This window comes from Burkholderia sp. DN3021, from assembly GCF_049805555.1.
Taxonomy (GTDB): Bacteria; Pseudomonadota; Gammaproteobacteria; order Burkholderiales; family Burkholderiaceae; genus Burkholderia; species Burkholderia pyrrocinia_C.
On sequence record NZ_JBNCAB010000038.1, the window covers coordinates 1 to 23,508 of the forward strand.

General features: G+C 67.4%; 23 protein-coding genes. 9 read left to right on the forward strand and 14 right to left on the reverse strand.

What is annotated here, in order from left to right:
- On the reverse strand, nt 1-564 hold a 564-nt coding region (locus ACPUER_RS19385; RefSeq protein WP_425131889.1), incomplete at its 3' end, for a LysR family transcriptional regulator.
- A gap of 109 nt (nt 565-673) precedes the next feature.
- Between ACPUER_RS19385 and ACPUER_RS19390 the strand changes: the two genes are divergently transcribed.
- From ACPUER_RS19390 to ACPUER_RS19400, 3 genes are all read left to right on the forward strand, one after another.
- A complete protein-coding gene (locus tag ACPUER_RS19390; RefSeq protein WP_425131890.1) occupies nt 674-1,057 on the forward strand; it encodes a tautomerase family protein in 384 nt (127 codons plus the stop codon).
- A 125-nt stretch (nt 1,058-1,182) separates the two neighbouring features.
- A complete protein-coding gene (locus ACPUER_RS19395) occupies nt 1,183-2,826 on the forward strand; it encodes a CHAD domain-containing protein (protein ID WP_425131891.1) in 1,644 nt (547 codons plus the stop codon).
- 48 nt (nt 2,827-2,874) lie between these two features.
- On the forward strand, nt 2,875-3,711 hold the full coding sequence (locus ACPUER_RS19400; RefSeq protein WP_034185212.1) for a TOBE domain-containing protein: 837 nt from the start codon (nt 2,875-2,877) through the stop codon (nt 3,709-3,711).
- Nucleotides 3,712-3,891: 180 nt separating this feature from the next.
- Here ACPUER_RS19400 and ACPUER_RS19405 read toward each other — a convergent pair whose 3' ends face one another.
- From ACPUER_RS19405 to ACPUER_RS19420, 4 genes are all read right to left on the reverse strand, one after another.
- Nucleotides 3,892-4,593, reverse strand: a complete 702-nt coding sequence (locus tag ACPUER_RS19405; protein WP_034185179.1) for a sulfate/molybdate ABC transporter ATP-binding protein — start codon at nt 4,591-4,593, stop codon at nt 3,892-3,894.
- Between the two features lie 64 nt (nt 4,594-4,657).
- Nucleotides 4,658-5,335, reverse strand: coding sequence for a molybdate ABC transporter permease subunit (gene modB, locus ACPUER_RS19410; RefSeq protein WP_072439394.1), 678 nt, complete (start codon nt 5,333-5,335; stop codon nt 4,658-4,660).
- A 10-nt stretch (nt 5,336-5,345) separates the two neighbouring features.
- On the reverse strand, nt 5,346-6,143 hold the full coding sequence (gene modA, locus ACPUER_RS19415) for a molybdate ABC transporter substrate-binding protein (RefSeq protein ID WP_175958657.1): 798 nt from the start codon (nt 6,141-6,143) through the stop codon (nt 5,346-5,348).
- 136 nt (nt 6,144-6,279) lie between these two features.
- Entirely contained in the window at nt 6,280-6,978 is a 699-nt protein-coding gene (locus ACPUER_RS19420; RefSeq protein WP_425131892.1) for a phosphatase PAP2 family protein, read from the reverse strand.
- Nucleotides 6,979-7,235: 257 nt separating this feature from the next.
- Between ACPUER_RS19420 and ACPUER_RS19425 the strand changes: the two genes are divergently transcribed.
- Nucleotides 7,236-8,345 carry an extracellular catalytic domain type 1 short-chain-length polyhydroxyalkanoate depolymerase gene (locus ACPUER_RS19425; RefSeq protein ID WP_072439400.1) on the forward strand — a complete coding sequence of 370 codons (1,110 nt, stop codon included), beginning with the start codon at nt 7,236-7,238 and terminating at the stop codon, nt 8,343-8,345.
- Between the two features lie 81 nt (nt 8,346-8,426).
- A complete protein-coding gene (locus ACPUER_RS19430) occupies nt 8,427-8,603 on the forward strand; it encodes a DUF3563 family protein (RefSeq protein WP_065502568.1) in 177 nt (58 codons plus the stop codon).
- Nucleotides 8,604-8,710: 107 nt separating this feature from the next.
- Here ACPUER_RS19430 and ACPUER_RS19435 read toward each other — a convergent pair whose 3' ends face one another.
- The 5 genes from ACPUER_RS19435 to ACPUER_RS19455 form a co-directional block, all read right to left on the reverse strand.
- Nucleotides 8,711-9,130, reverse strand: a complete 420-nt coding sequence (locus ACPUER_RS19435) for an organic hydroperoxide resistance protein (protein WP_031399791.1) — start codon at nt 9,128-9,130, stop codon at nt 8,711-8,713.
- Nucleotides 9,131-9,286: 156 nt separating this feature from the next.
- Complete coding sequence (locus ACPUER_RS19440) at nt 9,287-9,739, reverse strand: MarR family winged helix-turn-helix transcriptional regulator (RefSeq protein ID WP_425131893.1); 453 nt, start codon at nt 9,737-9,739, stop codon at nt 9,287-9,289.
- A gap of 215 nt (nt 9,740-9,954) precedes the next feature.
- Nucleotides 9,955-10,764, reverse strand: coding sequence for a BPSS1780 family membrane protein (locus ACPUER_RS19445; protein WP_175958662.1), 810 nt, complete (start codon nt 10,762-10,764; stop codon nt 9,955-9,957).
- Nucleotides 10,755-11,753, reverse strand: a complete 999-nt coding sequence (locus ACPUER_RS19450) for a homoserine kinase (RefSeq protein WP_034185187.1) — start codon at nt 11,751-11,753, stop codon at nt 10,755-10,757. Before ACPUER_RS19450 ends, ACPUER_RS19445 begins: the two co-directional genes overlap by 10 nt.
- A 99-nt stretch (nt 11,754-11,852) precedes the next feature.
- Entirely contained in the window at nt 11,853-12,248 is a 396-nt protein-coding gene (locus ACPUER_RS19455; RefSeq protein ID WP_034185188.1) for a hypothetical protein, read from the reverse strand.
- Nucleotides 12,249-12,377: 129 nt separating this feature from the next.
- Between ACPUER_RS19455 and ACPUER_RS19460 the strand changes: the two genes are divergently transcribed.
- Nucleotides 12,378-13,904, forward strand: coding sequence for an AMP nucleosidase (locus tag ACPUER_RS19460; protein WP_175958665.1), 1,527 nt, complete (start codon nt 12,378-12,380; stop codon nt 13,902-13,904).
- A 255-nt stretch (nt 13,905-14,159) separates the two neighbouring features.
- Here ACPUER_RS19460 and ACPUER_RS19465 read toward each other — a convergent pair whose 3' ends face one another.
- Nucleotides 14,160-14,450, reverse strand: a complete 291-nt coding sequence (locus tag ACPUER_RS19465) for a hypothetical protein (protein WP_175958666.1) — start codon at nt 14,448-14,450, stop codon at nt 14,160-14,162.
- Between the two features lie 391 nt (nt 14,451-14,841).
- Complete coding sequence (locus ACPUER_RS19470; protein ID WP_175958667.1) at nt 14,842-15,600, reverse strand: TIGR00730 family Rossman fold protein; 759 nt, start codon at nt 15,598-15,600, stop codon at nt 14,842-14,844.
- 1 nt (nt 15,601) lies between these two features.
- Between ACPUER_RS19470 and polA the strand changes: the two genes are divergently transcribed.
- From polA to ACPUER_RS19485, 3 genes are all read left to right on the forward strand, one after another.
- Nucleotides 15,602-18,355 (forward strand): DNA polymerase I, encoded by a 2,754-nt coding sequence (gene polA / locus ACPUER_RS19475; protein WP_425131894.1) that lies wholly within the window; start codon nt 15,602-15,604, stop codon nt 18,353-18,355.
- A 278-nt stretch (nt 18,356-18,633) separates the two neighbouring features.
- A complete protein-coding gene (locus ACPUER_RS19480) occupies nt 18,634-19,968 on the forward strand; it encodes an NAD(P)/FAD-dependent oxidoreductase (protein WP_111019845.1) in 1,335 nt (444 codons plus the stop codon).
- A 421-nt stretch (nt 19,969-20,389) separates the two neighbouring features.
- Nucleotides 20,390-21,265: a dienelactone hydrolase family protein gene (locus ACPUER_RS19485; protein WP_425131895.1), complete on the forward strand. Its 876-nt coding sequence runs from the start codon at nt 20,390-20,392 to the stop codon at nt 21,263-21,265.
- A 58-nt stretch (nt 21,266-21,323) separates the two neighbouring features.
- Here the strand turns inward: ACPUER_RS19485 and ACPUER_RS19490 are convergent, their stop codons facing one another.
- The gene (locus ACPUER_RS19490) at nt 21,324-22,193 is read right to left on the reverse strand and encodes a sulfurtransferase (RefSeq protein ID WP_175958671.1); all 870 of its coding nucleotides are present in this window, start codon (nt 22,191-22,193) and stop codon (nt 21,324-21,326) included.
- A 117-nt stretch (nt 22,194-22,310) separates the two neighbouring features.
- Complete coding sequence (locus ACPUER_RS19495) at nt 22,311-23,417, reverse strand: aromatic ring-hydroxylating oxygenase subunit alpha (protein ID WP_072439419.1); 1,107 nt, start codon at nt 23,415-23,417, stop codon at nt 22,311-22,313.
- Between the last annotated feature and the right edge of the window lie 91 nt (nt 23,418-23,508).

Genomic DNA, 23,508 nt, shown 5'->3' on the forward strand with positions numbered 1-23,508 from the left:
GGCCAGCACCGCGAGCGGCAGCGGCTCGCCCGCCCGCGGCGCCCACTCCGGCGCGGCGAGCCAGGCCAGCGGTTCGGCAAACAGCAGCGTGCCGTCGTCGCGCGGCGGGTCTTCGCCGGGCTCGTGCCGCACGATCGCCGCGTCGAGCCGGCGTTCGTCGTATTGCGCGAGCAGGCCCGCCGACATCCCGAGATGCATTTCCAGCGACAGCCCCGGATCCTGCCGATGCAGGCTCGTGAGCACGGCCGGCAGGTCGGGTACCGCGACGTGCTCGCTGACGCCGAGCGACAGGCGGTGCGTGCCGGCCGAGATCGCACCGAGCGCGTGGTCGTGCGCGTCGAGCAGCGCACGGGCGGCCGGCAGGAAGTTTTCGCCGTCGGCAGCCAGCTTGACCACGCGCGGCGTGCGCGCGAGCAGCGGCTTGCCGAGGTGTGCCTCCAGCCGCTTCAGCTTCAGGCTGACGGCCGATTGCGTGGTGCCGAGCGCATCGGCGGCGCGCGTGAAGCTGGCGAGATCGGCGACCAGCACGAACGCGCGCACGGCATCGAGGTCGAGTACTTTCATTTCAAATGAAAATGAATGAAATATTCATTGATGAGTGTTCATTATAGTTCGGCGGGGCTAACCTGATGCCGTGTTTCCGTTCTTCAACGTCACCGACAGGAGCAGGACCATGCCATTCACCCGTATCGCAGTGCGCGAAGGCAAACCGGCCGCATACCGCGCGGCGCTCGTCGACGGCGTGCATCTCGCGCTGATGCACACGTTCAACGTGCCCGAGGACGACATCTTCATGGTCGTCACCGAGCATGCGGCCGAGAATTTCGTGTTCGGCCGCCATTACCTCGACATCGAACGCAGCGACGATCTCGTGATGATCCAGATCACCGCGAACAACACGCGCACGCTCGAGCAGAAGCGGGCGCTGTACCGGACGATCGCGGAGAACCTCGCGCAGCAGCCCGGCGTGCGGCAGCAGGACGTATTCATCAGTCTTGTCGAGGTGCTGAAGGAGGACTGGTCGTTCGGCAACGGCATCGCGCAATACGCCGTTTGATGCGCGACAGCGCGACAGGGCCGGATCGTCGCCTGCGCGTTTTGACGGCGTGTACTATGGAAGTTGCTTCACGGACGACGCCGGCGCGGACGATGCGCCGGCGATCTTCATGTGCAGGAGCTTCCATGTCGCGTGTGCTGGAAATCGTGTTGTCGTTGTCGCTGGAAGGCTGGCCGGTCAAGGCTGGGAGTCGCGCCCGCGGCACGCAGCGCGATTTCGGCGCCGAGCTCGTGCGCGCATGGCGGATCTGCCCGCAGGTCCGGATGCGGCGCGGCCATGAGCGCGTGACGATCGAGCCGTGCCAGGTCGAGGAGGCCGAGCCGAGCCCCGGCGCGAGCTGGTGGACCTGGGTCGAGTCGAACGTGCATGGCAGGCGAGTCGTCGCGTCCCGCACGAAAGCGTTCGCGCCCGGCGTCACGCAGCGCGAACTGTTCGACGCGGAGCATGCGGGCATCGTCGTCGCGATGCCGCTGCCCGTGCCCGCAACAGGCGCCGCGGTTGATGCCGATGCGCCGACGGGCGACGTCGACGAAGTCGACGGCGTCGCGCCGGACGCAACCGAGCGCCCGGCCGCCGGCGCGCCGCCCGAATCGCCGGCGCTGCGCCTCGTCAGCGACCGGCGGCGCGGGCGGTGGGCCGACGACAGCGGCGTCGTGGTCGAGATGACGCTCGATGACGTCACGCTGCACGGCGGTGGCGAGCCGCCGCGCCGCTACGTCGAACTGCGTCTCGCCGCGCCCGACTGGGAAACCTTCGCCGCGCGCGCGGCCGCGCTGCACGCGCTGTTTGCCGCGGCGCGCGAACTGAGCGGCGCGTGGCCCGCATTCGTGCAACTGACGAGCGTGATCGACCGCGCCTGTGCGGGCGAGCCGGCCGCCGCCGGGCCGGTCAAGGCGCGGCTCGTCGACCTGACCGGCATCCGCACGCAGCGTGCTGCGCTGTTCGCGCTGTCCGGCGACATCGCCGCACAATGGCTTGGCAACGAGGGCGGCGTGCTCGATCGCGACGATCCCGAATTCGTGCATCAGATGCGCGTCGCGCTGCGCCGCCTGCGCACGCTGATGCGCTTCTTTCCGCTCTTTGCCGACCGCCAATGGAAGGACGCGTTCGGCGTCGACCTGCGTTGGCTCGCCGCACTGCTCGGCACGGTGCGCGATTGGGACGTGTTCTCGACCGAAACCCTGCCCGCGCTGATCGCGGCCGACGGCGGCGGCACCGACTGGAACGGCACGCTTGACGCCGCGCGTGCGCAGTCCATGGCCGCGCGCGTCGAACTGCGGCAGGCGCTGCATTCGGCCCGCTATGCGCGGCTGACGCTCGGCTGGCTCGAATGGCTGAGCACGCTCGCGCTGCCGCCTGCCGAAGGCGGCGACGCGCCGTCGCTGCGGCGTCACGCGACGAAGCGCGTGCGGCGGCTGTTCGGCCATCTTTACGCATCGCCGTCGCTCACGTCGCTCGATACGGCTGCGCGCCACCGGGTGCGGATCGACGCGAAGCGGCTGCGCTATGCGCTCGAATTCTTCGCGTCGCTGGCATCGCGCCGCACGCGCAACGAGACGGTCAAGACGCTCGCGCGCGTGCAGAGCGTGCTCGGCGAATCGAACGACACGATGGTCGCGCTGCAACATCTCGAGCAACTGACGGCGCCGCCGTACCAGCTCGGTTTCGTGCGCGGCTACGGCGCGGCGCTCGAACAGCGCGCGGCGCGCGACGCCGAGACGCTGCTGGCCAGCCTGCGCCCGCCGAAGCTCGACGGCAAGCCGGGCTGAGCGGCGCGCGCTGAATATAATGGCCGCCCGTTTCCCGCATTCATACCGATGACCGACGCACCGCATTCTTCCCCGTCTTCCGAGCCGCTCGAACTGGGCGGCGAGCTGTGGCTGCGCGCGGGCGAGCAGACGCTCGGCGGCGCCACGCGCATCGCGCTGCTCGCGGCGATCGGCGACACCGGTTCGATCACGCGCGCGGCGAAGGCCGTCGGCCTCAGCTACAAGGCCGCATGGGATGCGGTCGACACGATGAACAATCTCGCCGGCGAACCGCTCGTCGCGCGTTCGACGGGCGGCAAGGGCGGCGGCGGCACGACGCTGACGCCGCGCGCGACGTCGCTGATCGCAGCGTTCCGCACGATCGAGCGCGAGCATCGCCGTTTCATCGACGCCGCGAGCGCGGCCGTTGCCGGGTTCGACGTCGACTGGGCGCTGATCGGCCGGATCGGCATGAAGACCAGCGCGCGCAACCAGTTGTTCGGCAAGGTCGCATCGATCGTGCGCGGCACGGTCAACGACGAAGTGACGCTCACGCTGCCAGGCGGGCAGCCGATCGTCGCCGTGCTGACGCACGAAAGCGTCGATGCGCTCGGCCTGCGGGAAGGTGCGGACGCCTGCGCGCTGGTGAAGGCGTCGTGGGTCGTGCTGGCGGTCGACGATGGCGGGCCCGAGCTGAAGGTGTCCGCGCGGAACCGGCTGCGCGGCAGCGTCGAATCCGTCGCGGCGGGCGCGGTGAACAGCGAAGTGACGCTGGCGCTCGACGGCGGCGGGACGCTGACGGCCGTCGTCACCAACGAAAGCGTCGATGCGCTGCAGCTCGACGCCGGCCGGCCGGCGATCGCGCTGTTCAAGGCATCGAGCGTGATTCTCGCGGTGACGGGCTAACGGTGCAGGCACGGTAGCGCGTGCGTGCTGCGGCGATCGTGTGACGGACGGGGGCGAAGCCGGCGCCGGACGTCGTCTGCATGGCGCCGGCTTCGTTTCCGTTTTCAGCTTATGCCGCCGCGTGCGGCTTCTCTCAGGCTCCAGCGTGGCTGCCAGCGCCACGGCCCCGGCCTCGCGCGCTCACGCGACGCGCGTCGGCCACTCGGCGTGCGGCGGTGCCGCCTGCACGCGTCCTTCGCTCAATTGCACGACCTGGTCTCCGAACGCGGCGACGTCGTCGGGGTCGTGCGAGATCAGCACCATCGGGATGTCGAGCCGCGCCTGCAGTTCGGCGAGCTCGTGGCGCATGCGCTGGCGCATCGCGGCGTCCAGTGCCGCGAACGGTTCGTCGAGCAGCAGGATCCGCGGTTGCGCGACCAGTGCGCGCGCAAGCGCGACGCGCTGCTTCTGCCCGCCCGACAGTTGCGACGGATACTGCCCCGCGAGCGCTTCGAGGTCGAACGCGTGCAGCCAATACGCGACTTCGGGCGGCACCGTCTTCGCGCGCGGGTTGCGCAGGCCCGACGTCAGCCCGAACGCGATGTTCTGGCGCACGTTCAGATGCGGAAACAGCGCGTAGTCCTGGAACAGGTACGCGACGCGCCGTTCCCGGGTCGGCACGTCGATGCGGCGCGCGGCGTCGAACAGCGGCTCGCCGTTCAGCGTGATCGTGCCTGCGTCGGGCGACAGCAGGCCGGCGATTGCCTGCAGCGTCATGCTCTTGCCCGCGCCGGACGGCCCGAACAGCACGACGCGCTGCGTCGCCGCCGTGAACGACACGTCGAGCGTGAAACGGCGCTCGGCGTTCGCGTAGGTCTTGCGGATATCGACGACGAGGCTCATGCGGGCCTCCGCCGAAGCAAGCCGGCCGCCGCACGAGACAGGCGATACGGACGAGGCAGGCGCTTCATGTCAACTGGCTCCGCCGGGCGCGCGACGGCACGAGCCAGCCGGTCGCGAGCAGCACGAGCACGCAGGTGATCGACGTCACCAGCACGAGGAAGTTGGCCGTGTTGTCGTCGCCGGCCTGCACGGCCGCATAGATCGCAACCGACAGCGTCTGCGTACGGCCGGGCAGGTTGCCCGCGATCATCAGCGTCGCGCCGAACTCGCCGAGCGCACGCGCGAACGCGAGCAGCGCACCTGCGAGGATCCCGCGCGTGGCGAGCGGCAGCGTCACGCGGAAGAACACCGCGGCTTCGCCGAGCCCGAGCGTGCGCGCGGCGCGCTCGAGATGCGGATCGACGCCCTCGAACGCGGCACGCGCCGACTTCAGGATCAGCGGAAACGCGACGACCATCGATGCGATCACCGCGCCTTGCCACGTGAAGACGAGCTCGATGCCGAGCTTGTCGAGCCATGCGCCGAACACGCCGCGCCGGCCGAGCAGCACGAGCAGGTAATAGCCGAGCACCGTCGGCGGCAGCACGAGCGGCAGCGTCAGCAGCGAATCGACGACGTCGCGCAGCGGCGAGCGCCAGCGCGCGAGCACGAACGCGGCCGCGACGCCGAGCACGATGTCGAGCGCGGTCGCCCAGCCGGCGACCTTCAGCGACAGCAGCAGCGGTACCCAGGCGTCTTGCATCGCGATACGCTCACTTGCCCGCGGGCTTGAAGCCGAACGTCGACAGCACGGCCTGGCCCTGCGGCGACGAGACGAAGTCGACGAACGACTGCGCCTGCGCGGCGTGGCGGCTGTCCTTGACCACGGCGATCGGATAGGTGATGGCCGTCTTCGTCGGCACCGTCAGCGCTACCTTCACGCGGCCGGGCATGATCGCGGCGTCGGTGCCGAACACGAAGCCCGCGTCGACCTCGCCGCGCGCGACGTAGTCGAGGCTCTGGCGCACGTTGGCGGCCAGCACGCCCTTCGCGCTGACGGCATCCCACACGCCGGCCGCACGCAGCGCGCCTTCGGTGTAGCGGCCGACCGGCACCGATGCCGGGTCGCCGTACGCGATGCGCTTCACGCCGGGCGCCGTCAGGTCGTTCAGCGACGTCGGCGCGGCCGCGTGGCTGTCCGCCGGAACGATCAGCACGAGCGAGTTCGCCGCGAAATCGCGGCGCGTGCCGGGCACGATCACCTTTTCGTCGGCCGCTCGATCCATCGCCTTCTGGTCGGCCGACGCGAACACGTCGGCCGGCGCGCCCTTGGCGATCTGCTGCATCAGCACGTCCGACGCGCCGAAGTTGAACAGCACCTTGGTATCGGGATGCTGTTTCTGGTACGCGTCGCCGACGGCCTTGAACGCGTTCGTCAGGCTGGCGGCCGCCGACACGACCAGTTCGTCGGCGGAAGCGGGCGCGCTGAACGCGACACCGGCGGCGGCAAGCGCGGCGATCGGCAGCAGGCGGAGCAGGGTGCGGCGAAGCGGACGGACGATTGAGCGCATGGCGGATTCGTTGGAATGGGTGGAAACCGTAATCGTAATATAGGGTGGGTTATAACGCTTGGCATACCGCTCATGCGACGGTGCGCATGAAATGGTCAGACCTGAAGAACGGCGGGCGTGACGGCAGGACGCCCCGTCACGCGTGCAGCGTGTGCGTCGACGATTCGGTGCGCTGCAGCGACGACGGCTGCGACGCAGGGCGGTAGTTCGGGTTGGCCTTCCAGCGCGCGCGGACGAACGGGCGCTCGTGGCCCGACAGTTGCAGCGCGACCTTCGTGACCCAGCGATGCGACGGCACCGTGATGCCGTGCAGCGCGACGGTGACGAGTGCGAGGCTCACGATGACCGCGGGCGCCGACCAGCGGTGCGGCACCGCACGCCATGAGCCGGAGATGAACGCGAGCGCAGCGATCGCGCCGACGATGCAGCCGGTGATCGATTCCGACGGCGAATGCGCGTCGAGCGCGACGCGCGACACGCCAACCGCGATGCCGGCCGCGAGCCCGAGCGCGATGCCGGCGATCCGCGCCGGCGTGCGCATGCGAATCAACATCAGGAAGATCGCGACCGGATAGACCGACGTCGACAGCATCGCGTGGCCGCTGAAGCCCGTGAAATCCCACGCACGGATGCCGATGCCCCAGCCGAGGAACGCGATCTTCGTGAGCGCGACCACGCCGATCGCGGCTGCGAGCACGCCGAGCCACGCGGCCGCACGCTGCCACGAGTAGCCGAGCGCGAGCCAGACGGCGATCGTGATCGCGAGCGGCAAGGTCAGGCCGGCGCCGCCGAACGCGGTGATCATGATCCACAGGTGAGACGGCAGGTCGAACATCGGGAAGGGGACGAACGAAGGCGGGGAGGATGCTTAAATCAACGCGCGAGCCGGGAAGAACGACTACAACGGATACAAGCGGCGAATCCCCAGTATAGCGCCGCGTGCGCACGAGCCCCGTTTTTTGCGCCGTCGGGAACTCACCGCGCAGGAAAAATCCCGGAAACAATGTTATGGTGCATTGCACAAAGTCGAACGATGCATCCGTTGCGGCGCCCTCGTTGCGCCCCTATTTTTCCTGACTGCGAGCCCGATCGATGACCAAAAGTCTGACCAAGGTGTGGCTGGGCGGCATGAAACGCATGCTGTCTCCGGCCGCCAAACGCGCGGCGCGCGATGCGCAACGCATCACACGCGACGCACTCGAGGCCGCCGCCTCCCCCGCCGTATCCGATCTGTCCCCGCCGCGCGAATCGCGCGTGCGGCCGCGCGCGGCCGCGTGGGCGGCGGGCGAGTGGACGCGCGGCGAACATCCGATGGCGCCCGCGCTCGGGCGTCTCGTCCAGAATCTCGCGTACGGCCTCTACGTGCCGCCCGGCCGCCGGCGCGGCGCGATGCCGCTCGTCGTGATGCTGCACGGCTGCCAGCAGTCCGTCGACGAATTCGTGCAGGGCACGCGGATGAACCTGCTGGCCGACAAGCACGGTTTCGCGGTGTTGTATCCGGAACAGTCGCTGCGCGCGCACGCGCACGGCTGCTGGCACTGGTATGAAGACACCGACCGCGCGGGACGCGGCGAGGCGAACGCGGTTGCGTCGCTGGTCGACGCGCTCGTCGACGAACGGGGTTTCGACGCGTCGCGCGTCTATGTCGCGGGGCTGTCGGCCGGTGCGGGCCTCGCGTCGCTTCTTGCGCTGCACCATCCGGACCGTTTCGCTGCGGTCGCGCTGCACTCGGGCCCCGCGCTCGGCGAGGCGAACTCCGGCATCACCGCGATGGACGTGATGCGGCGCGGCGTGCGGCAGAACCCGGCCGCAGCCGTCGATGCGCTGGTCGACGCCAGCGGGTATCCAGGCATGCCGGCGCTGATCGTCCAGGGCGACGGCGACCACGTCGTCGCGCCGAAGAACGCCGACCAGCTGACGGTGCAGTTCATGCGGCTGAACGGGCTCGCCGACAGCCGCGGCGCGCTGCGCGGCGGCGAACGTGTCGAGACGCGCGGCGCGGGCGCACAGATCACCGATGTCTGCCGCGACGGCGAACCGGTCGTGCGGCTCTGCCATGTGAAAGGGCTCGATCACGCGTGGGCTGGCGGCGACGAAGCCGTGCCGTTTCATGCGGCCGTCGGCCCCGATGCGAGCGCGATGATCTGGGCCTTTTTCGAAGCATATCGGCGCACTGTGGCGACCGAACGACGCATCGTATGATCGACGCTGGCCAAAGCCTAGGGTTTTCCCTATAATTCGGGAAAACCCTAGTCAAAGACCCTTTGGATTGCGAGATCGAACATGTACCTGCTGAGCCACCTCTTCCTGATGCTGACCAAGAACGCTGAAACGGCCCGTAAAGAGCGCGCCGAGGCGTACCTGTCCGAAGCAACCGACATCTACGATCTCGAATTCCGTATGCGCAAGATCGATCGGGAAGCGTCGATGAACCGCCCGTATTCGTTCGGCGCGCGCTAAGCAGCGCAGCCCGGGCCAGCCGGCCCGCCGTTCCGGCGAGTCACTCAAAAGGGCGCGTGGGGGGTGTTTGCGCACGGGCCCTTTTGCATTCGTCGTCCTGCGTCGCGTCAGACGACCGTCAGGCGCACCGGCACGTTGTTGCGCGTTGCGTTCGAATACGGGCACACGTGGTGCGCCTTGTCGACCAGCGCCTGCGCGTCGGCCTTGTCGAGCCCCGGCAGCGACACGCGCAGCTCGATGTCGAGCCCGAAGCCGCCTGCGTCGTTCGGGCCGATGCCCACTTCTGCAGTGACCTGCGTATCGGCCGGCAGCGCCTGCTTGTTCTGGCCGGCGACGAATTTCATCGCGCTCAGGAAGCACGCCGAGTAACCTGCGGCAAACAGCTGCTCCGGATTCGTGCCTTCCGCGCCCGTGCCGCCGAGTTCGCGCGGCGCGGCCAGCTTCACTTCCAGCTTGTTGTCGGCGGATACCGCGCGGCCGTCGCGGCCGCCCGTGCTCGTGGCGCTCGTCTTGTACAGAATGTTCATCGTGCAGCTCCTGTCGGGAAAAGGGGAGAAAGGCGGCCCGGTCGAATGGAACGTCGCCGGCCACGGAGAAAATATAGAACACAAATCATTAGTGTGCAAATGAAATTTTGAAGAAAAACCCGGCGGTGCCGGGCCGGTCGGCCGACGCTCGGTTCGTCAGCGTTCGTTGGCGGCCGACAGCGCGTCGCGCAACTGCTGGAGATCGGCGCGCAGCCTGATCAGGAACTCGGGCGTTTGCTGCATCGCGCAGAAGAGATCGGCGGGCACGGAGCGCGCGCGGTTCTTCAGCGCCCGGCCTTCCGGCGTCACGCGCACGTTCACGACGCGTTCGTCGGCCGCGCTGCGCGCGCGCTCGACGTAGCCGAGCGCTTCCAGCCGCTTGAGCAGCGGTGTGACCGTGGCCGGGTCGAGGTCGAGCCGCGCGGCGATGTCCTTCACCGCGATCTCGTCGCGCTCCCACAGCACGAGCATCGCGAGATATTGGGGATAGGTCAGCGACAGCTTGTCGAGCAGCGGTTTGTACGCCTTCGTCATCGCGTGCGAAGTCGAGTAGAGCGCAAAGCATAGTTGCTCGTCGAGCGTCTGGGGCAGCGGGGGTGGGCGGTCCATGATTCGGGAGGCGCGGTGGACGCGCGAACAATTTGTACGCAAATTATTTTGCGCGCAAAAGATCGGGTTGAACAGGGGCGCCCGGCTAGGGGCGTCCGGCTAGGGGCGGCGGGCGACGGATGCGCGGAGGGGCGCAAGACAGGGAGGGGGCGCCGGGACGCAACCCGGCGCGGAGAACAGCGTGACGGCCGGCGACGCGCGCCGGCCGGGGGGCTTCAGCGGCCCGACGTGGTCGTCGGCGCGCCCGGCTCCTGCACGCCGAAGCAGCCGCGATAGGTTGCGTAGAACGAGCAGTACAGCATCGTGACGATGATGATCGTCACCGGCATCATGATCGTCAGCGCATAGGCGCCGGCGCCGAGCGCCTGCAGCAGCAGCGACAGCGCGAGCGACGTGCCGAGCGCGACGCCGAACCACAGCACGCCGTACACGACGAACGCGCCGCGATTGCGCCAGCAGCTGACGATGCTGAAGAACAGCGCCTTCGCGGGCGGGACGTCATGCCATGCGACGAGCACCGGCGCGAACCAGAACAGCATCGCGATCGGCAGATACAGCAGCGTCGCGAACATCAGCGCGCCGAACGTGCCTTGCGCGGCGAGCGTTTCCGGCGTCGTGCTCGCTTCGTCGGCCGCGCCCATCATCACGTGGAACAGCGCGCCGCCGTCCACGAACGACGAAGCGGCGAACACGAGCACCATCGACGCGACGTAGATCACGCCGAGCACGAGCAGCCGCTGGGTCGTAACGGTGCCGTACGAGCGGAAGCCATCGATCAGGATCGTCGGCATCACCGGCTTGCCGGCCACCGTGTCGCGGCACGCGGCCATGAAGCCGACCGCGATGCCGGGAATGAGCACCAGCGGCAGCGCCGAGCCGATCACGGGCACCATCGACACCAGCGTGATCGCCAGCAGGTACGTGAAGAACAGCGTGATGAACGCGAGCGGGTTCCGGCGGAACAGCCAGACGCCTTGACGGAACCAGACATAGCCCGTTTTCGCGGGCACTTCGATCAGTTGCATGCGGTTTGGATCTCGGGAAGCGCGGGCGTATGCGCGATACGCTCACGCAGGATGCGTTCGAAATGACCGGGGTCGTGCGGCTTGAGCATCTCGGCCGCGCGCGGCAGGTAGAAGTCGTACAGGCGCGACACCCAGAAGCGGTACGCGCCCGCGCGCAGCATGTCGCTCCAGTGGCGGCGTTCCTCGGCCGTGAACGGTCGCACGGTCTGGTACGCGCGCAGCAGCGCATCGGCGCGCGCGACGTCGAGCACGCCGGTCGCGAGGTCGACGCACCAGTCGTTGACGGTCACCGCGACGTCGAACAGCCACTTGTCGCAGCCGGCGAAATAGAAGTCGAAGAAGCCGCCGAGCCGCACGTCGTGGCCGGTGCCGGGCGCCGCGTGCGCGAACAGCACGTTGTCGCGGAACAGGTCGCAATGGCACGGCCCGGCCGGCAGCGCCGCGTAGTCGTCCGACGCGAAGAACGCGGCCTGGTGCGCGAGCTCGCCTTCGAGCAGCGTGCGTTGCGCGTCCGTGATGAACGGCACGATCGCCGGTACGTTCTCCTGCCACCACGGCAGGCTGCGCAGGTTCGGCTGGTTGCGCGGATAGTCGCGCCCCGCGAGGTGCAGGCGCGCGAGCATCTGCCCGACCTCGATGCAGTGTTCGACCCCCGGCGCGAGTTCGGCCGCGCCGTCGAGCTTCGTGACGATCGCGGCCGGCTTGCCGTGCAGCTCGCCGAACAGCGCGCCGTCGTCGCGCGGAATCGGATCCGGCACCGGCACGCCGTGGCCGGCCAGGTGGCGCATCAGGTCGAGGTAGAACGGCAGCTGTTGTGCGGTCAGCTTTTCGAAGATCGTGAGGACGTATTCGCCGCGCGTCGTCGTCAGGAAGAAATTGCTGTTTTCGATACCGGACGGAATGCCGCGAAACGCAAGCACGTCGCCCAGTTCGTAGTGGCGCATCCATTGCGCGAGATCGGAGTCGGAAACAGCAGTGAAAACGGCCATGCGGGATGCGTCAGGTCAGGGTGTCGGCACGCGGGCGGCATGCGTCGCGACAGCAGGTGAAGGGAGGCGGCGCGCCGCGATCGACGCGGCGCGTCGGAATCAGTAGCGCAGGTTCAGCGACGGCAGGCGCGTGATCGGGATGCCCGCGTCGTGCGGCTTCGGCGACGTGTCGGGCGTCGAGCTCATCTGGTAGCGCGTGCCGAAGTTCGACTTCACGTCGATCTCGACCGGTTTGCCGCGGTCGCGGTACTCGGTGACCTCGGTGCCGTTCTTGCTCTTTTCATGGAAGCTCGGCGTGCGTCGAATGTCGGCGAAGTCGACTTTCGACGTGACTTCGGCGCCAGGCCGGTTGATCTTGCGGAGATCGGGCAGGCCGGCGGCTTCGTTGGCCTCGGCCCGCGCCTGCGCGTCGGCGTCAGGCGTGGCGCCGGCGGCGTAAGCGACGCTGGCGGCGGCAAACGCGGCGGCAGCGGCGACGAGAATGAGCGGCTTCATGATGAGTCTCCAGTGAACTCACTGATTTTAGCAAATACTGCGCGTCATCCGGCCCTGGCGTGCGTATGGGCGGCCACGAGGGTGACCGGGTTCCGTGGTAATGTCGTCGGATCAGACGAGGTGATACAAATGAAGAACGACCTGAGCCGCCGGCACCGTGTGCTGACGCCCGAAAGCCCGCCGGTCGAGGCTTTCGACGATTCGATCGCCGCCGTCGCGCGGCTGTCCGCCATTTACGACACGAATACGGGCTTCCTGCGCGACGCATTCGCGCGCTATCGCCGCCACGAACCGATTACCGAGCACGTGCGCGCGTGCTACCCGTTCGTGCGGATCCGCACCGACGTCAACACGCACGTCGATTCGCGCCGCTCGTACGGTTTCGTCGCCGGCCCCGGCGTGTTCGAGACGACGGTCACGCGCCCCGATCTCTTCGCGAACTACTATCGCGAGCAACTGCGCCTGCTGTCGAAGAACCACCATGTCAAGATCGAGATCGGCGTGTCGTCGCAGCCGATTCCGGTCCATTTCGCGTTTCCGGAAGGCATCCATCTCGAAGGCGAGCTCGACCGCGACCGCCTGCTCGCGATGCGCGACATCTTCGACACGCCCGACCTGTCGTATCTCGACGACCGCATCGTCAACGGCACGTTCGAGCCGGCGCCGGGCGAACCGCATCCGCTCGCGCTGTTCACGGCCGCGCGTGTCGACTTCTCGCTGCACCGGCTGCGTCACTACACGGCGACGTCGCCCACGCATTTCCAGAACTACGTGCTCTACACGAACTACCAGTTCTATATCGACGAGTTCGTGAAGCTCGGCCGCGAACTGATGACGGAGAGCGACGATCCCGAGGTGCGCGCGTACCGCAGCCAGTACGGCTCGTTCGTCGAGCCGGGCGATGTCGTCACGTACAACGCGAACCTCGGCAGCGAGCCGGCCGAGGGCGCCGCGCCGCCGCGCCTGCCGCAGATGCCAGCGTATCACCTGAAGCGCGCGGACGGCAGCGGGATCACGATGGTCAACATCGGCGTCGGTCCGTCGAACGCGAAGACGATCACCGATCACATCGCGGTGCTGCGTCCGCACGCGTGGGTGATGCTCGGTCACTGCGCGGGGCTGCGCAACACGCAGCGCCTCGGCGACTACGTGCTCGCGCACGGTTACGTGCGCGAGGATCACGTGCTCGACGCCGACCTGCCGCTGTGGGTGCCGATCCCGGCGCTCGCCGAAGTGCAGCTCGCGCTCGAGCGCGCGGTGGCCGACGTCACGCGGCTCGAGGGCGTCGAACTGAAGCGCGTGATGCGCACGGGCACCGTCGCGAGCGTCGACAACCGCAACTGGGAGCTGCGCGACCATCGCGAGCCCGTGCAGCGGCTGTCGCAGAGCCGCGCGATCGCGCTCGACATGGAAAGCGCGACGATCGCCGCGAACGGCTTCCGCTTCCGCGTGCCGTACGGCACGCTGCTGTGCGTATCGGACAAGCCGCTGCACGGCGAGCTGAAGTTGCCGGGCATGGCCGACACGTTCTATCGCGGGCAGGTCGATCAGCATTTGCAGATCGGCGTGAAGGCGATGGAGATCCTGCGCACGAACGGGCTCGACAAGCTGCATAGCCGCAAGCTGAGAAGCTTTGCGGAAGTGGCGTTTCAGTGATGTGAACACCGGCCCCGGCGGCGGTGCGCATCACCATGCGCGACGCGCCTTCTGACGGGGCACATCTGCCTTTGTCGCAAGCGTCCGATGCACCGGCGAATCTACCGGCAGGCGGAATGCGCGACGGTCGGGGCTGCCGTTCGCGTTGCCGTTGGAAGACAGCGGTCGCGTGGAATGCGCCGCCGAAAACGACAAGGCCGCCCGGCGCAGAAGCGCGCGGGCGGCCTTGCGTGTCGAGCGGCCGTGCGGTGTCGCTCAGCACTCACCCTTCTTCGCGTGTCCCGGCGGGCAGTGGTAGCCGCGACGATCGTCGTAACCATGATGACGTTCCCACTCGCGGCGTTCCCAGTAACGGCGGCCGTCCCAGTAGCGGTCGCCGTGCCAGCCGATGATGACCGCGGGCGCCGGAGCGACCACGACGGGCGCGGGCGCGACGACGACCGGTGCGGGCGTGCCGATGTTGACGTCGACGTTGACGGCATGAGCGAGGCCGGACAGCGAAAGGCCGAGGCCGGCGAAGGCGAGGGCGATCAGAGAGCGCTTCATGTTCTTTTCCGTGATGTCGTTGTGAGGTGGCCGGCGCGACGCGATGGAAGCGAGGGGGGATCGTTCCACCGGGGGAACGCCGCGCCGACACAATGCAGTGTGCTGGCACGCGACGGAAAAGGCGAGGCCTGTTTGTTACCGCGGGTTGGCGGCTCGCAGGCGCGGGATGCGGGCATTGGGCCGCACATTTGACAATGGCGGGCCGCGGGTGCGGGCGATCACGCCGCATCGCGCAGCGCCGACCGCGCGAATTTGACATTCGACGGCGCGCGGCCGTGAAGCGGGATTAACGGCGCGTTACAAAGTAGCACGCGGCAGGTGGCCTGATCGCCATGCCTGCCGCGCGGGAAACGGTACGCCGGCCGTCGGGCCGGCGGTCGTCACGGACGGGTTACAGATAGAACATGCGGTCTTCTTCGGGCCGCGGCGGTTGCCCATCCGAACCTTCGCCTTCTTCCTCGCCGCTGTCCTCGTAGAACGCGAGCACTGCGTCGAGCACCTGGTCGGGATCGTCGATCACCTGCATCAGATCCATGTCTTCCGGATTGATGAGGCCCATCGGAATCAGCTGGTCGCGGAACCACTGCAGCAAGCCCTGCCAGAACGTGCTGCCGACGAGGATGATCGGCACGAGGCGCGACTTCTTCGTCTGGATCAGCGTGAGCACTTCGGACAGTTCGTCGAGCGTGCCGAAACCGCCCGGCATCACGATCACCGCATCCGAATTCTTCACGAACGTGACCTTGCGCGTGAAGAAGTGGCGGAAGCGCAGCGAGATGTCCTGGTAGTGGTTGCCGGCCTGCTCGTGCGGCAGCTCGATGTTCAGGCCGACCGACGGCGCCTTGCCGGCGTGCGCGCCCTTGTTCGCGGCTTCCATGATGCCGGGGCCGCCGCCGGAGATCACGGCGAAGCCGGCGTCGGACAGCTTGCGCGCGATCTGCGCGGCCAGCTTGTAGTGCGGCGTGTCGGGTTTGAGGCGGGCAGAACCGTAGATGCTGACAGCCGGGCGGATCTCCGACAGGTACTCGGTCGCCTCGATAAACTCTGCCATAATCGTGAACATCTGCCACGATGCGCGGGCCTTCTTGGCCGTCGCGCGTTCTTGATCTGCGAGCGAACGCAGACTCGGAATCACTTTTCTCTTGTTCATAATGCCTGAAGAACGAAATCTGGAAGGTAAGACCCTGCTATTGGTTGACGGTTCGAGCTATCTGTATCGGGCTTACCATGCGATGCCTGATTTGCGTGGCCCTGGCGGGGAGCCGACCGGAGCGCTCTACGGAATCATCAACATGCTGCGCCGTATGCGCAAGGAAGTCAGTGCAGAGTATAGCGCTTGCGTGTTCGATGCAAAGGGCAAGACGTTCCGCGACGACCTTTATGCCGACTATAAGGCAAACCGCCCGTCGATGCCGCCCGACCTCGCATTGCAGGTCGAACCGATCCACGGCGCGGTGCGTGCGCTCGGCTGGCCGCTGCTGATGGTCGAAGGCGTCGAGGCCGACGACGTGATCGGCACGCTCGCGCGCGAAGCCGAACGGCACGGGATGAACGTGATCGTGTCGACGGGCGACAAGGATCTCGCGCAGCTCGTGACCGACCACGTGACGCTCGTCAACACGATGACCAACGAGACGCTCGACCGCGACGGCGTGATCGCGAAGTTCGGCGTGCCGCCCGAGCGGATCATCGACTACCTGGCACTGATCGGCGATACCGTCGACAACGTGCCGGGCGTCGAGAAGTGCGGGCCGAAGACGGCCGTGAAATGGCTGTCGCAATACGACAGCCTCGACGGCGTCATCGCGCATGCGGACGACATCAAGGGCGTGGTCGGCGACAACCTGCGCCGCGCGCTCGACTTCCTGCCGCTCGGCCGCACGCTCGTGACGGTCGACACGGCTTGCGATCTCGCGCCGCATCTCGAATCGATCGAAGCGTCGCTGAAGACCGACGGCGAGGCGCGCGATCTGCTGCGCGACATCTTCGCGCGCTACGGCTTCAAGACGTGGCTGCGCGAAGTCGACAGCGCACCGGCGGAAGGCGGCGACGCCGATGCGCCGGACGGCGACCCGGCGCCGGTGGTGGCGGCCGACATCGTTCGCGAATACGACACGATCCAGACCTGGGAGCAGTTCGACGCGTGGTTCGCGAAGATCGACACGGCCGCGCTGACCGCGTTCGACACCGAGACGACCGCACTCGACCCGATGCTCGCGCGGCTCGTCGGCCTGTCGTTCTCGGTCGAGCCCGGCAAGGCCGCGTACCTGCCGGTCGCGCACCGCGGCCCCGACATGCCCGAGCAGCTTCCGCTCGACGAAGTGCTCGCACGCCTGAAGCCGTGGCTCGAATCGGCCGATCGCAAGAAGGTCGGCCAGCACCTGAAGTACGACGCGCAGGTGCTCGCGAACTACGACATCGCGCTGAACGGCATCGAGCACGACACGCTGCTCGAATCGTACGTGGTCGAATCGCACCGCACGCACGACATGGACAGCCTCGCGCTGCGTCATCTGGGCGTCAAGACGATCAAGTACGAAGACGTGGCCGGCAAGGGCGCGAAGCAGATCGGCTTCGACGAAGTGGCGCTCGCGCAGGCCGCCGAATACGCGGCCGAGGATGCCGACATCACGCTGCAGCTTCATCACGCGCTGTATCCGCAGGTCGCGCGCGAACCGGGCCTCGAGCGCGTGTACCGCGAGATCGAGATGCCCGTGTCGCTCGTGCTGCGCAAGATGGAACGCACGGGCGTGCTGATCGACGACGCGCTCCTGCACGCGCAGAGCACCGAAATCGCAACGCGTCTGATCGAGCTCGAAGCGCAGGCGTATGAACTGGCGGGCGGCGAATTCAATCTTGGCTCACCTAAGCAGATCGGGCAGATCTTCTTCGAGAAGCTGCAGTTGCCGGTCGTGAAGAAGACGCCGAGCGGTGCGCCGTCGACCGACGAAGAGGTGCTGCAGAAGCTGGCCGAGGATTACCCGCTGCCGAAGCTGCTGCTCGAGCATCGCGGGCTGTCGAAGCTGAAGTCGACCTATACCGACAAGCTGCCGCGCATGGTGAACCCCGCCACGGGCCGCGTGCACACGAACTATGCGCAGGCCGTCGCGGTGACGGGCCGCCTCGCGTCGAACGACCCGAATCTTCAGAACATTCCGGTGCGCACGGCCGAAGGCCGGCGGATCCGCGAGGCGTTCATCGCGTCGCCGGGCCACCGGATCGTGTCGGCCGACTATTCGCAGATCGAACTGCGGATCATGGCGCACATCTCGGGCGACGCGTCGCTGCTGCGTGCGTTCTCGCAGGGCGAGGACATCCACCGCGCGACGGCCGCCGAGGTGTTCGGCGTGACGCCGCTGGAGGTCAATTCCGACCAGCGCCGGATCGCGAAGGTAATCAACTTCGGGCTGATCTACGGGATGAGCGCGTTCGGGCTCGCATCGAACCTCGGCATCACGCGCGACGCGGCGAAGCTCTATATCGACCGCTATTTCGCCCGCTATCCGGGCGTCGCGCAGTACATGGAAGACACGCGCGCGACCGCGAAGGAGAAGGGCTACGTCGAAACCGTTTTCGGCCGCCGCCTGTGGCTGCCGGAGATCAACGGCGGCAACGGCCCGCGCCGCCAGGCGGCCGAGCGCGCGGCCATCAATGCGCCGATGCAGGGCACCGCGGCCGATCTGATCAAGCTGTCGATGATCGCGGTGGACGATTGGCTCACGCGCGACAGGCTTGCATCGCGGATGATCATGCAGGTGCACGATGAACTGGTGCTCGAGGTGCCCGACGGCGAGTTGTCGCTCGTGCGCGAGAAACTGCCGGAAATGATGTGCGGCGTCGCGAAGCTGAAGGTGCCGCTCGTCGCCGAAGTAGGCGCCGGCGCGAACTGGGAAGAGGCACACTGACGCACCGCTGCGCGGTTCCCGATTCCTGCGGCATATTGTTGCAGGGATGCCGAATATCGAGATGGTTTGCTTGTGGTCAACGCGCAAGCTCCCGGACAATGCATGTCAGTCATGTCATTGACCCGGGGCGGCGCGCCCCGCGTTCCGGAACCGGGCGCATCGAAGTGCTTCGAACTGCACATCGATGATGTCCGAACCGGTTAATCCACCGGCGGCGCGAATGCATCGCGTTCGCTTCGTCCGGCGGCAGCAGTTTCGAATCGCAAAGGGGGAATCGGATGCATCGGATCATCATCGTAGGCGGAGGCGCGGGCGGCCTGGAACTGGCGACGCGGCTCGGCGACCGTTACGGCGCGCGCGGCAATCGTCCCGCGCGTGCGCTCGTCACGCTCGTCGACCGCAATCCGACGCACATCTGGAAACCGCTGCTGCACGAGGTCGCGGCCGGCAGCATGGACCCGTTCACGCAGGAGCTCGAATATGCGGCGCAGGCGCGCTGGCACGGCTTCGAGTTCCAGCAGGGCGGGCTAACCGGCCTCGACCGCGCGGCGAAGCGCATCACGCTGTCACCCATCAACGACAGCGACGGCGCGGAACTGCTGCCGGAGCGCGAGCTGGAATACGACACGCTCGTGATCGCGATCGGCAGCACGACCCACTTCTTCGGCGTGCAGGGCGCGCCGGAAAACGCGATCGCGCTCGATACGGTTGGCGAGGCCGAGCGCTTCCGCAAGCGGCTGATCGCCGCGTGCATGCGTGCCGAGCACCAGGCGCCGGCGCCGACCGCGCCCGGCGATGCGGCCGAACCGCGTATCCAGGTCGTGATCGTCGGCGGCGGCGCGACGGGCGTCGAGTTGTCCGCGGAGCTGCGCAACACGGCGCAGGTGCTGTCCGCGTATGGGCTGCACAAGCTCGACCCGCGCCACGACGTCGGCATCGTGCTGATCGAATCGGGGCCGCGGATTCTGCCGGCGCTGCAGGAGCGTGTGTCGACGGCGACGGCCGAACTGCTCGAAAAGCTCGGCGTGCGGCTGATGCTCAGCGAGCGCGTGACCGAGGTCGCGCCGGGGCTCGTGCATACCGCGAGCGGGAAGACGGTGCGCGCGGACCTGACGGTCTGGGCGGCCGGCATCAAGGCGCCGTCCGTGCTCTCGCATCTCGACGGCCTCCAGGTCAACAAGCTCGGCCAGCTCGACGTGCGTCGCACGCTGCAGACCTTCACCGACGACAACGTGTTCGCACTCGGCGATTGTGCGGCATGCGCGTGGCCCGGCAACGAACGCAACGTGCCGCCGCGCGCGCAGGCCGCGCACCAGCAGGCGAGCTTCCTGCTGAAGGCGATCGGCTGCCGGCTCGAAGGGCGTCCGCTGCCCGAGTTCACATATCGCGATTTCGGTTCGCTCGTGTCGCTCGGCCATTTCAGTGCGGTCGGCAACCTGATGGGCGGGCTGATCGGCGGCAACATGCTGATCGAAGGGCTGTTTGCGCGCTTCATGTACATGTCGCTGTACCGGCTGCACATCGCGGCGCTGCACGGCTATCCGCGGATGATGCTCGACACGGTCGCGCACTGGCTGCGGCGCACGACGTTGCCGCGCGTCAAGCTGCACTGACACCTCGCGCTCGAGCGGGGAGCGGGCGGGGAGTGCGTGCGTCGCACGTGTTCTCCGCCCGTTGTGTTTGCGGGCAGCGAGGCGGCTGCGCGTGTTCTGGCCGGGCGATGTCGCACACGCGTTTTTTCAATCCGCAAGCATCCGGTCGTGCAACGGCGATCGATAGATGCGAGCAGCGCCGCGATTCGGCGGGGGCGTCAGCGGGCTTCGACGCCACGACCGATGCGCTCGAATCGATGAGTCGTAATCGAGTCTTACACATCTGACAGTTGACGCGACAACGGATTATTGGGCATCTTGTCCGGGTTTCCGTTTGCGGCGGGGTGCCAACCGCCGCGACATCCGCGCCGTGCGCCGGCGCGATGCCCCGTCATGCCGTATCCACGATCGTGACGGCGGCGCTCTATCGAGGAGTGCATTCATGTTGAAACCCGAAGTAGACAGCCTGGTCCCCCACGTCCCGTTCTCGCGCCGCAAGTTCATGCAGGCCGCGCTGGGCGGCACCTTCGCTGCGGCCGTGCTGCCCGTTTCGGCGCAGACGGTCACGACCGACAGCGCCGGGCTGGACGTCGACACCGTCGAGATCCGCTCCGGCGACGCGAGCGTGCCGGCCTATCGCGCGCAGCCGGCCGGCAAGACGAACCTGCCGGTCATCATCGTGATCCACGAGATCTTCGGTGTGCACGCGCATATCGCCGACGTCTGCCGCCGCTTCGCGAAGCTCGGCTACCTCGCGATTGCGCCCGACCTGTTCGCGCGGCAGGGCAACGCGGCGAAGTATCCGACGATCCAGGCGCTCGTCGACAACATCGTCAGCAAGGTGCCGGACCGGCAGGTCACCGAGGATCTCGATGCGACGGTCGCATGGGCCGGCAAGAACGGTGGCGACCTGGCGCGTCTCGGCGTGACGGGGTTCTGCTGGGGCGGCCGCCAGGCGTGGCTGTATGCCGAACATAATCCGCACGTGCGTGCGGCCGTTGCGTGGTACGGGTTCGTCGAAGGCAAGACCGACGAGATGACGCCGTTCAATCCGGTCGATCATGCGGCGTCGCTGAAGGTGCCCGTGCTCGGGCTGTATGGCGAGAAGGATGCGAACATCACGCAGGCCTCGCTCGCGGACATGCGCAAGGCGATCCAGACGAGCGACTCGAAGCTCGCGCGCGAATCGGAGATCGTCGTGTATCCGGATGCCGGCCACGCGTTCTTCGCTGACTACCGGCCGAGCTATGTAAAGGGTGATGCCGAGGACGGCTGGAAGCGCGCGATCGCGTGGTTCCACAAGTACGGCGTGATGTAAACGGAACGCGGCGGCCGAATGGCCGCCGCTTCGCTTCACCGGTGCGCCGCGCGCCGGATTACGGGTTCGGGCCGGTCGCGATCGGCCGCGACGGATCGGCGCTCCATTCGCTCCACGAGCCCGGATACAGCGATGCGCCGTGCAGCCCTGCGATCTCCAGCGCAAGCGCGTTGTGGCAGGCGGTGACGCCGGAGCCGCACTGCAGGATCGCGAGATTCGGTTCGGTGCCCGCCAGCAGCGTGGCAAACGTCTCGCGCAGTTCGTGACCAGTCTTGAAGCGGCCGTCGGCGTTGAGGTTGTCCTTGAAGAACCGGTTGCGCGCGCCGGGGATGTGGCCGCCCACACGATCGATCGTTTCGTTTTCGCCGCGATAGCGGTCCGGTGCGCGTGCGTCGATCACGACGCGCGTGTGCGACGTCACGTTCGCAAGCACGGCTGCTGCGTCGACCGTCGATTCAAGAGGCGCTCCCGCGCGGAAATCGCCGGCGGCCGGTTGCGGCACGTCGGCCGTCAGCGGCTGGCCGGCCGCTTCCCATGCCTGCAGGCCGCCGTCGAGCACGGCGACCGAATCGTGGCCGAGCCAGCGCAGCAGCCACCACAGGCGCGCCGCATAGGCGCCGCCTTGCGCGTCGTATGCGACGACCTGCTGGCCCTGCTTGAGACCGCGGCTCGCGAGCAGCGTGGCGAATGCATCGCGGGTCGGCAGCGGATGGCGGCCGTTGGTGCCCGTCTTGCGGCCCGACAGGTCGCGGTCGAGATGAAGATACTGCGCGCCGGGGATGTGGCCGGCTGCATACGCGGCTTCGCCCGCGCCCGGATCGGCGAGGTCGAAGCGGCAGTCGAACAGCACGACGCTGCCGGGCGCCGCGGCCAGGCGCTCGGCGAGATTGGCGGCGGAGATGAGCGTGGTGTAATGAGTGTGCGGCATGACGGCTCCCTGGAGTGCGAATGGCCTGATATTCCAAGTCTAAACAAAAAAAGACGGGCCGAAGCCCGTCTTTTCGTCTGCCGGATGCGGTACGGCGTCAAAGCGCCGCACCGGCCATCAGATGTCGCCGAGGTGGCGGCGCAGGAACTCGTGGAAGTGCTGCATGCCGTCTTCCATCGGGCTCTGGTACGGGCCGACCTGCGACTCGCCGCGTGCCATCAGCGCATGGCGGCCTGCGTCCATCCGCATCGCGATTTCGTCGTCCTCGACGGCCGTTTCCATATAGGCGGCGCGCTCGGCCTCGACGAATTCGCGTTCGAACAGCGCGATTTCCTCGGGGTAATAGAACTCGACGATGTTGGTCGTCTTCTGCGGGCCGCGCGGGATCAGCCACGACACGACGAGCACGTGCGGATACCACTCGATCATCAGGCCCGGGTAGTAGACCATCCAGATCGCGCCGAACTCCGGCGGCACGCCGTTGCGGAACTTCAGCACCTGCTCGTGCCATTTCTGGTAAGTCGCGCTGCCCGGTTTCGCGAGTGCGTTGTGCACGCCGACCGTCTGCACGCTGTACCAGTCGCCGAATTCCCACTTGAGGTCGTCGCACGACACGAAGCTGCCGAGGCCCGGGTGGAACGGGACGACGTGGTAATCCTCGAGGTAGACCTCGATGAAGGTCTTCCAGTTGTAATCGCACTCGTGCACTTCGACATGATCGAAGTGGTACTCGGAGAAGTCGAAGTGATGTTTCGTGCCGAGGTTGGCGAGATCGCGCGCGACATTCCGGCCTTCGGCCTCGAACAGCAGCCCCTGCCAGTTCTGCAGCGGGCTCTTGCCGAGGTTCAGGCACGGCTTGTCGGGGAAGTGCGGCGCGCCGAGCAGCTCGCCTTCCAGGTCGTACGTCCAGCGGTGCAGCGGGCACACGATGTTCTGCGCGTGGCCGCGCCCGTTGAGCATGATCGCCTGCCGGTGGCGGCAGACGTTCGACAGCAGTTCGATCCGGTTCGTCTGGTTGCGGACCAGCACGCGGCCTTCCTTCTCGGACGGCAGCGCAAAATAATCCCCCGCCTCGGGCACCATCAACTCGTGCCCGACGTAACGAGGTCCTTTCTTGAAGAGGGTTTCGATCTCGCGCTCGAGTAGCGCCTCATCGAAATATGCAGTGACTGGAAGCTGGCTGTGAGCCGACTTCAACTGAAGCGCATCGCTCAGATTGGACATTCCCACTCCCGGTGTTAGCGTGAAAGCAGTGAACAACCCAACCATCGAAAAATCGATTTAGGGAAACGGGGAATTATACCCGGTTCGCCTC

Coding starts and splice junctions, on each gene's coding strand:
- ACPUER_RS19395 (WP_425131891.1), top strand. CDS start 1,183: ATGTCGCGTGTGCTGGAAATCGTGTTGTCGTTGTCGCTGGAAGGCTGG.
- modB (WP_072439394.1), bottom strand. CDS start 5,335: ATGCAAGACGCCTGGGTACCGCTGCTGCTGTCGCTGAAGGTCGCCGGC.
- ACPUER_RS19455 (WP_034185188.1), bottom strand. CDS start 12,248: ATGAAGCCGCTCATTCTCGTCGCCGCTGCCGCCGCGTTTGCCGCCGCC.
- ACPUER_RS19440 (WP_425131893.1), bottom strand. CDS start 9,739: ATGGACCGCCCACCCCCGCTGCCCCAGACGCTCGACGAGCAACTATGC.
- ACPUER_RS19435 (WP_031399791.1), bottom strand. CDS start 9,130: ATGAACATTCTGTACAAGACGAGCGCCACGAGCACGGGCGGCCGCGAC.
- ACPUER_RS19430 (WP_065502568.1), top strand. CDS start 8,427: ATGTACCTGCTGAGCCACCTCTTCCTGATGCTGACCAAGAACGCTGAA.
- modA (WP_175958657.1), bottom strand. CDS start 6,143: ATGCGCTCAATCGTCCGTCCGCTTCGCCGCACCCTGCTCCGCCTGCTG.
- ACPUER_RS19485 (WP_425131895.1), top strand. CDS start 20,390: ATGTTGAAACCCGAAGTAGACAGCCTGGTCCCCCACGTCCCGTTCTCG.
- ACPUER_RS19470 (WP_175958667.1), bottom strand. CDS start 15,600: ATGAACAAGAGAAAAGTGATTCCGAGTCTGCGTTCGCTCGCAGATCAA.
- ACPUER_RS19465 (WP_175958666.1), bottom strand. CDS start 14,450: ATGAAGCGCTCTCTGATCGCCCTCGCCTTCGCCGGCCTCGGCCTTTCG.
- ACPUER_RS19445 (WP_175958662.1), bottom strand. CDS start 10,764: ATGCAACTGATCGAAGTGCCCGCGAAAACGGGCTATGTCTGGTTCCGT.
- ACPUER_RS19490 (WP_175958671.1), bottom strand. CDS start 22,193: ATGCCGCACACTCATTACACCACGCTCATCTCCGCCGCCAATCTCGCC.
- polA (WP_425131894.1), top strand. CDS start 15,602: ATGCCTGAAGAACGAAATCTGGAAGGTAAGACCCTGCTATTGGTTGAC.
- ACPUER_RS19405 (WP_034185179.1), bottom strand. CDS start 4,593: ATGAGCCTCGTCGTCGATATCCGCAAGACCTACGCGAACGCCGAGCGC.
- ACPUER_RS19460 (WP_175958665.1), top strand. CDS start 12,378: ATGAAGAACGACCTGAGCCGCCGGCACCGTGTGCTGACGCCCGAAAGC.
- ACPUER_RS19400 (WP_034185212.1), top strand. CDS start 2,875: ATGACCGACGCACCGCATTCTTCCCCGTCTTCCGAGCCGCTCGAACTG.
- ACPUER_RS19420 (WP_425131892.1), bottom strand. CDS start 6,978: ATGTTCGACCTGCCGTCTCACCTGTGGATCATGATCACCGCGTTCGGC.
- ACPUER_RS19425 (WP_072439400.1), top strand. CDS start 7,236: ATGACCAAAAGTCTGACCAAGGTGTGGCTGGGCGGCATGAAACGCATG.
- ACPUER_RS19450 (WP_034185187.1), bottom strand. CDS start 11,753: ATGGCCGTTTTCACTGCTGTTTCCGACTCCGATCTCGCGCAATGGATG.
- ACPUER_RS19390 (WP_425131890.1), top strand. CDS start 674: ATGCCATTCACCCGTATCGCAGTGCGCGAAGGCAAACCGGCCGCATAC.
- ACPUER_RS19480 (WP_111019845.1), top strand. CDS start 18,634: ATGCATCGGATCATCATCGTAGGCGGAGGCGCGGGCGGCCTGGAACTG.
- ACPUER_RS19495 (WP_072439419.1), bottom strand. CDS start 23,417: ATGTCCAATCTGAGCGATGCGCTTCAGTTGAAGTCGGCTCACAGCCAG.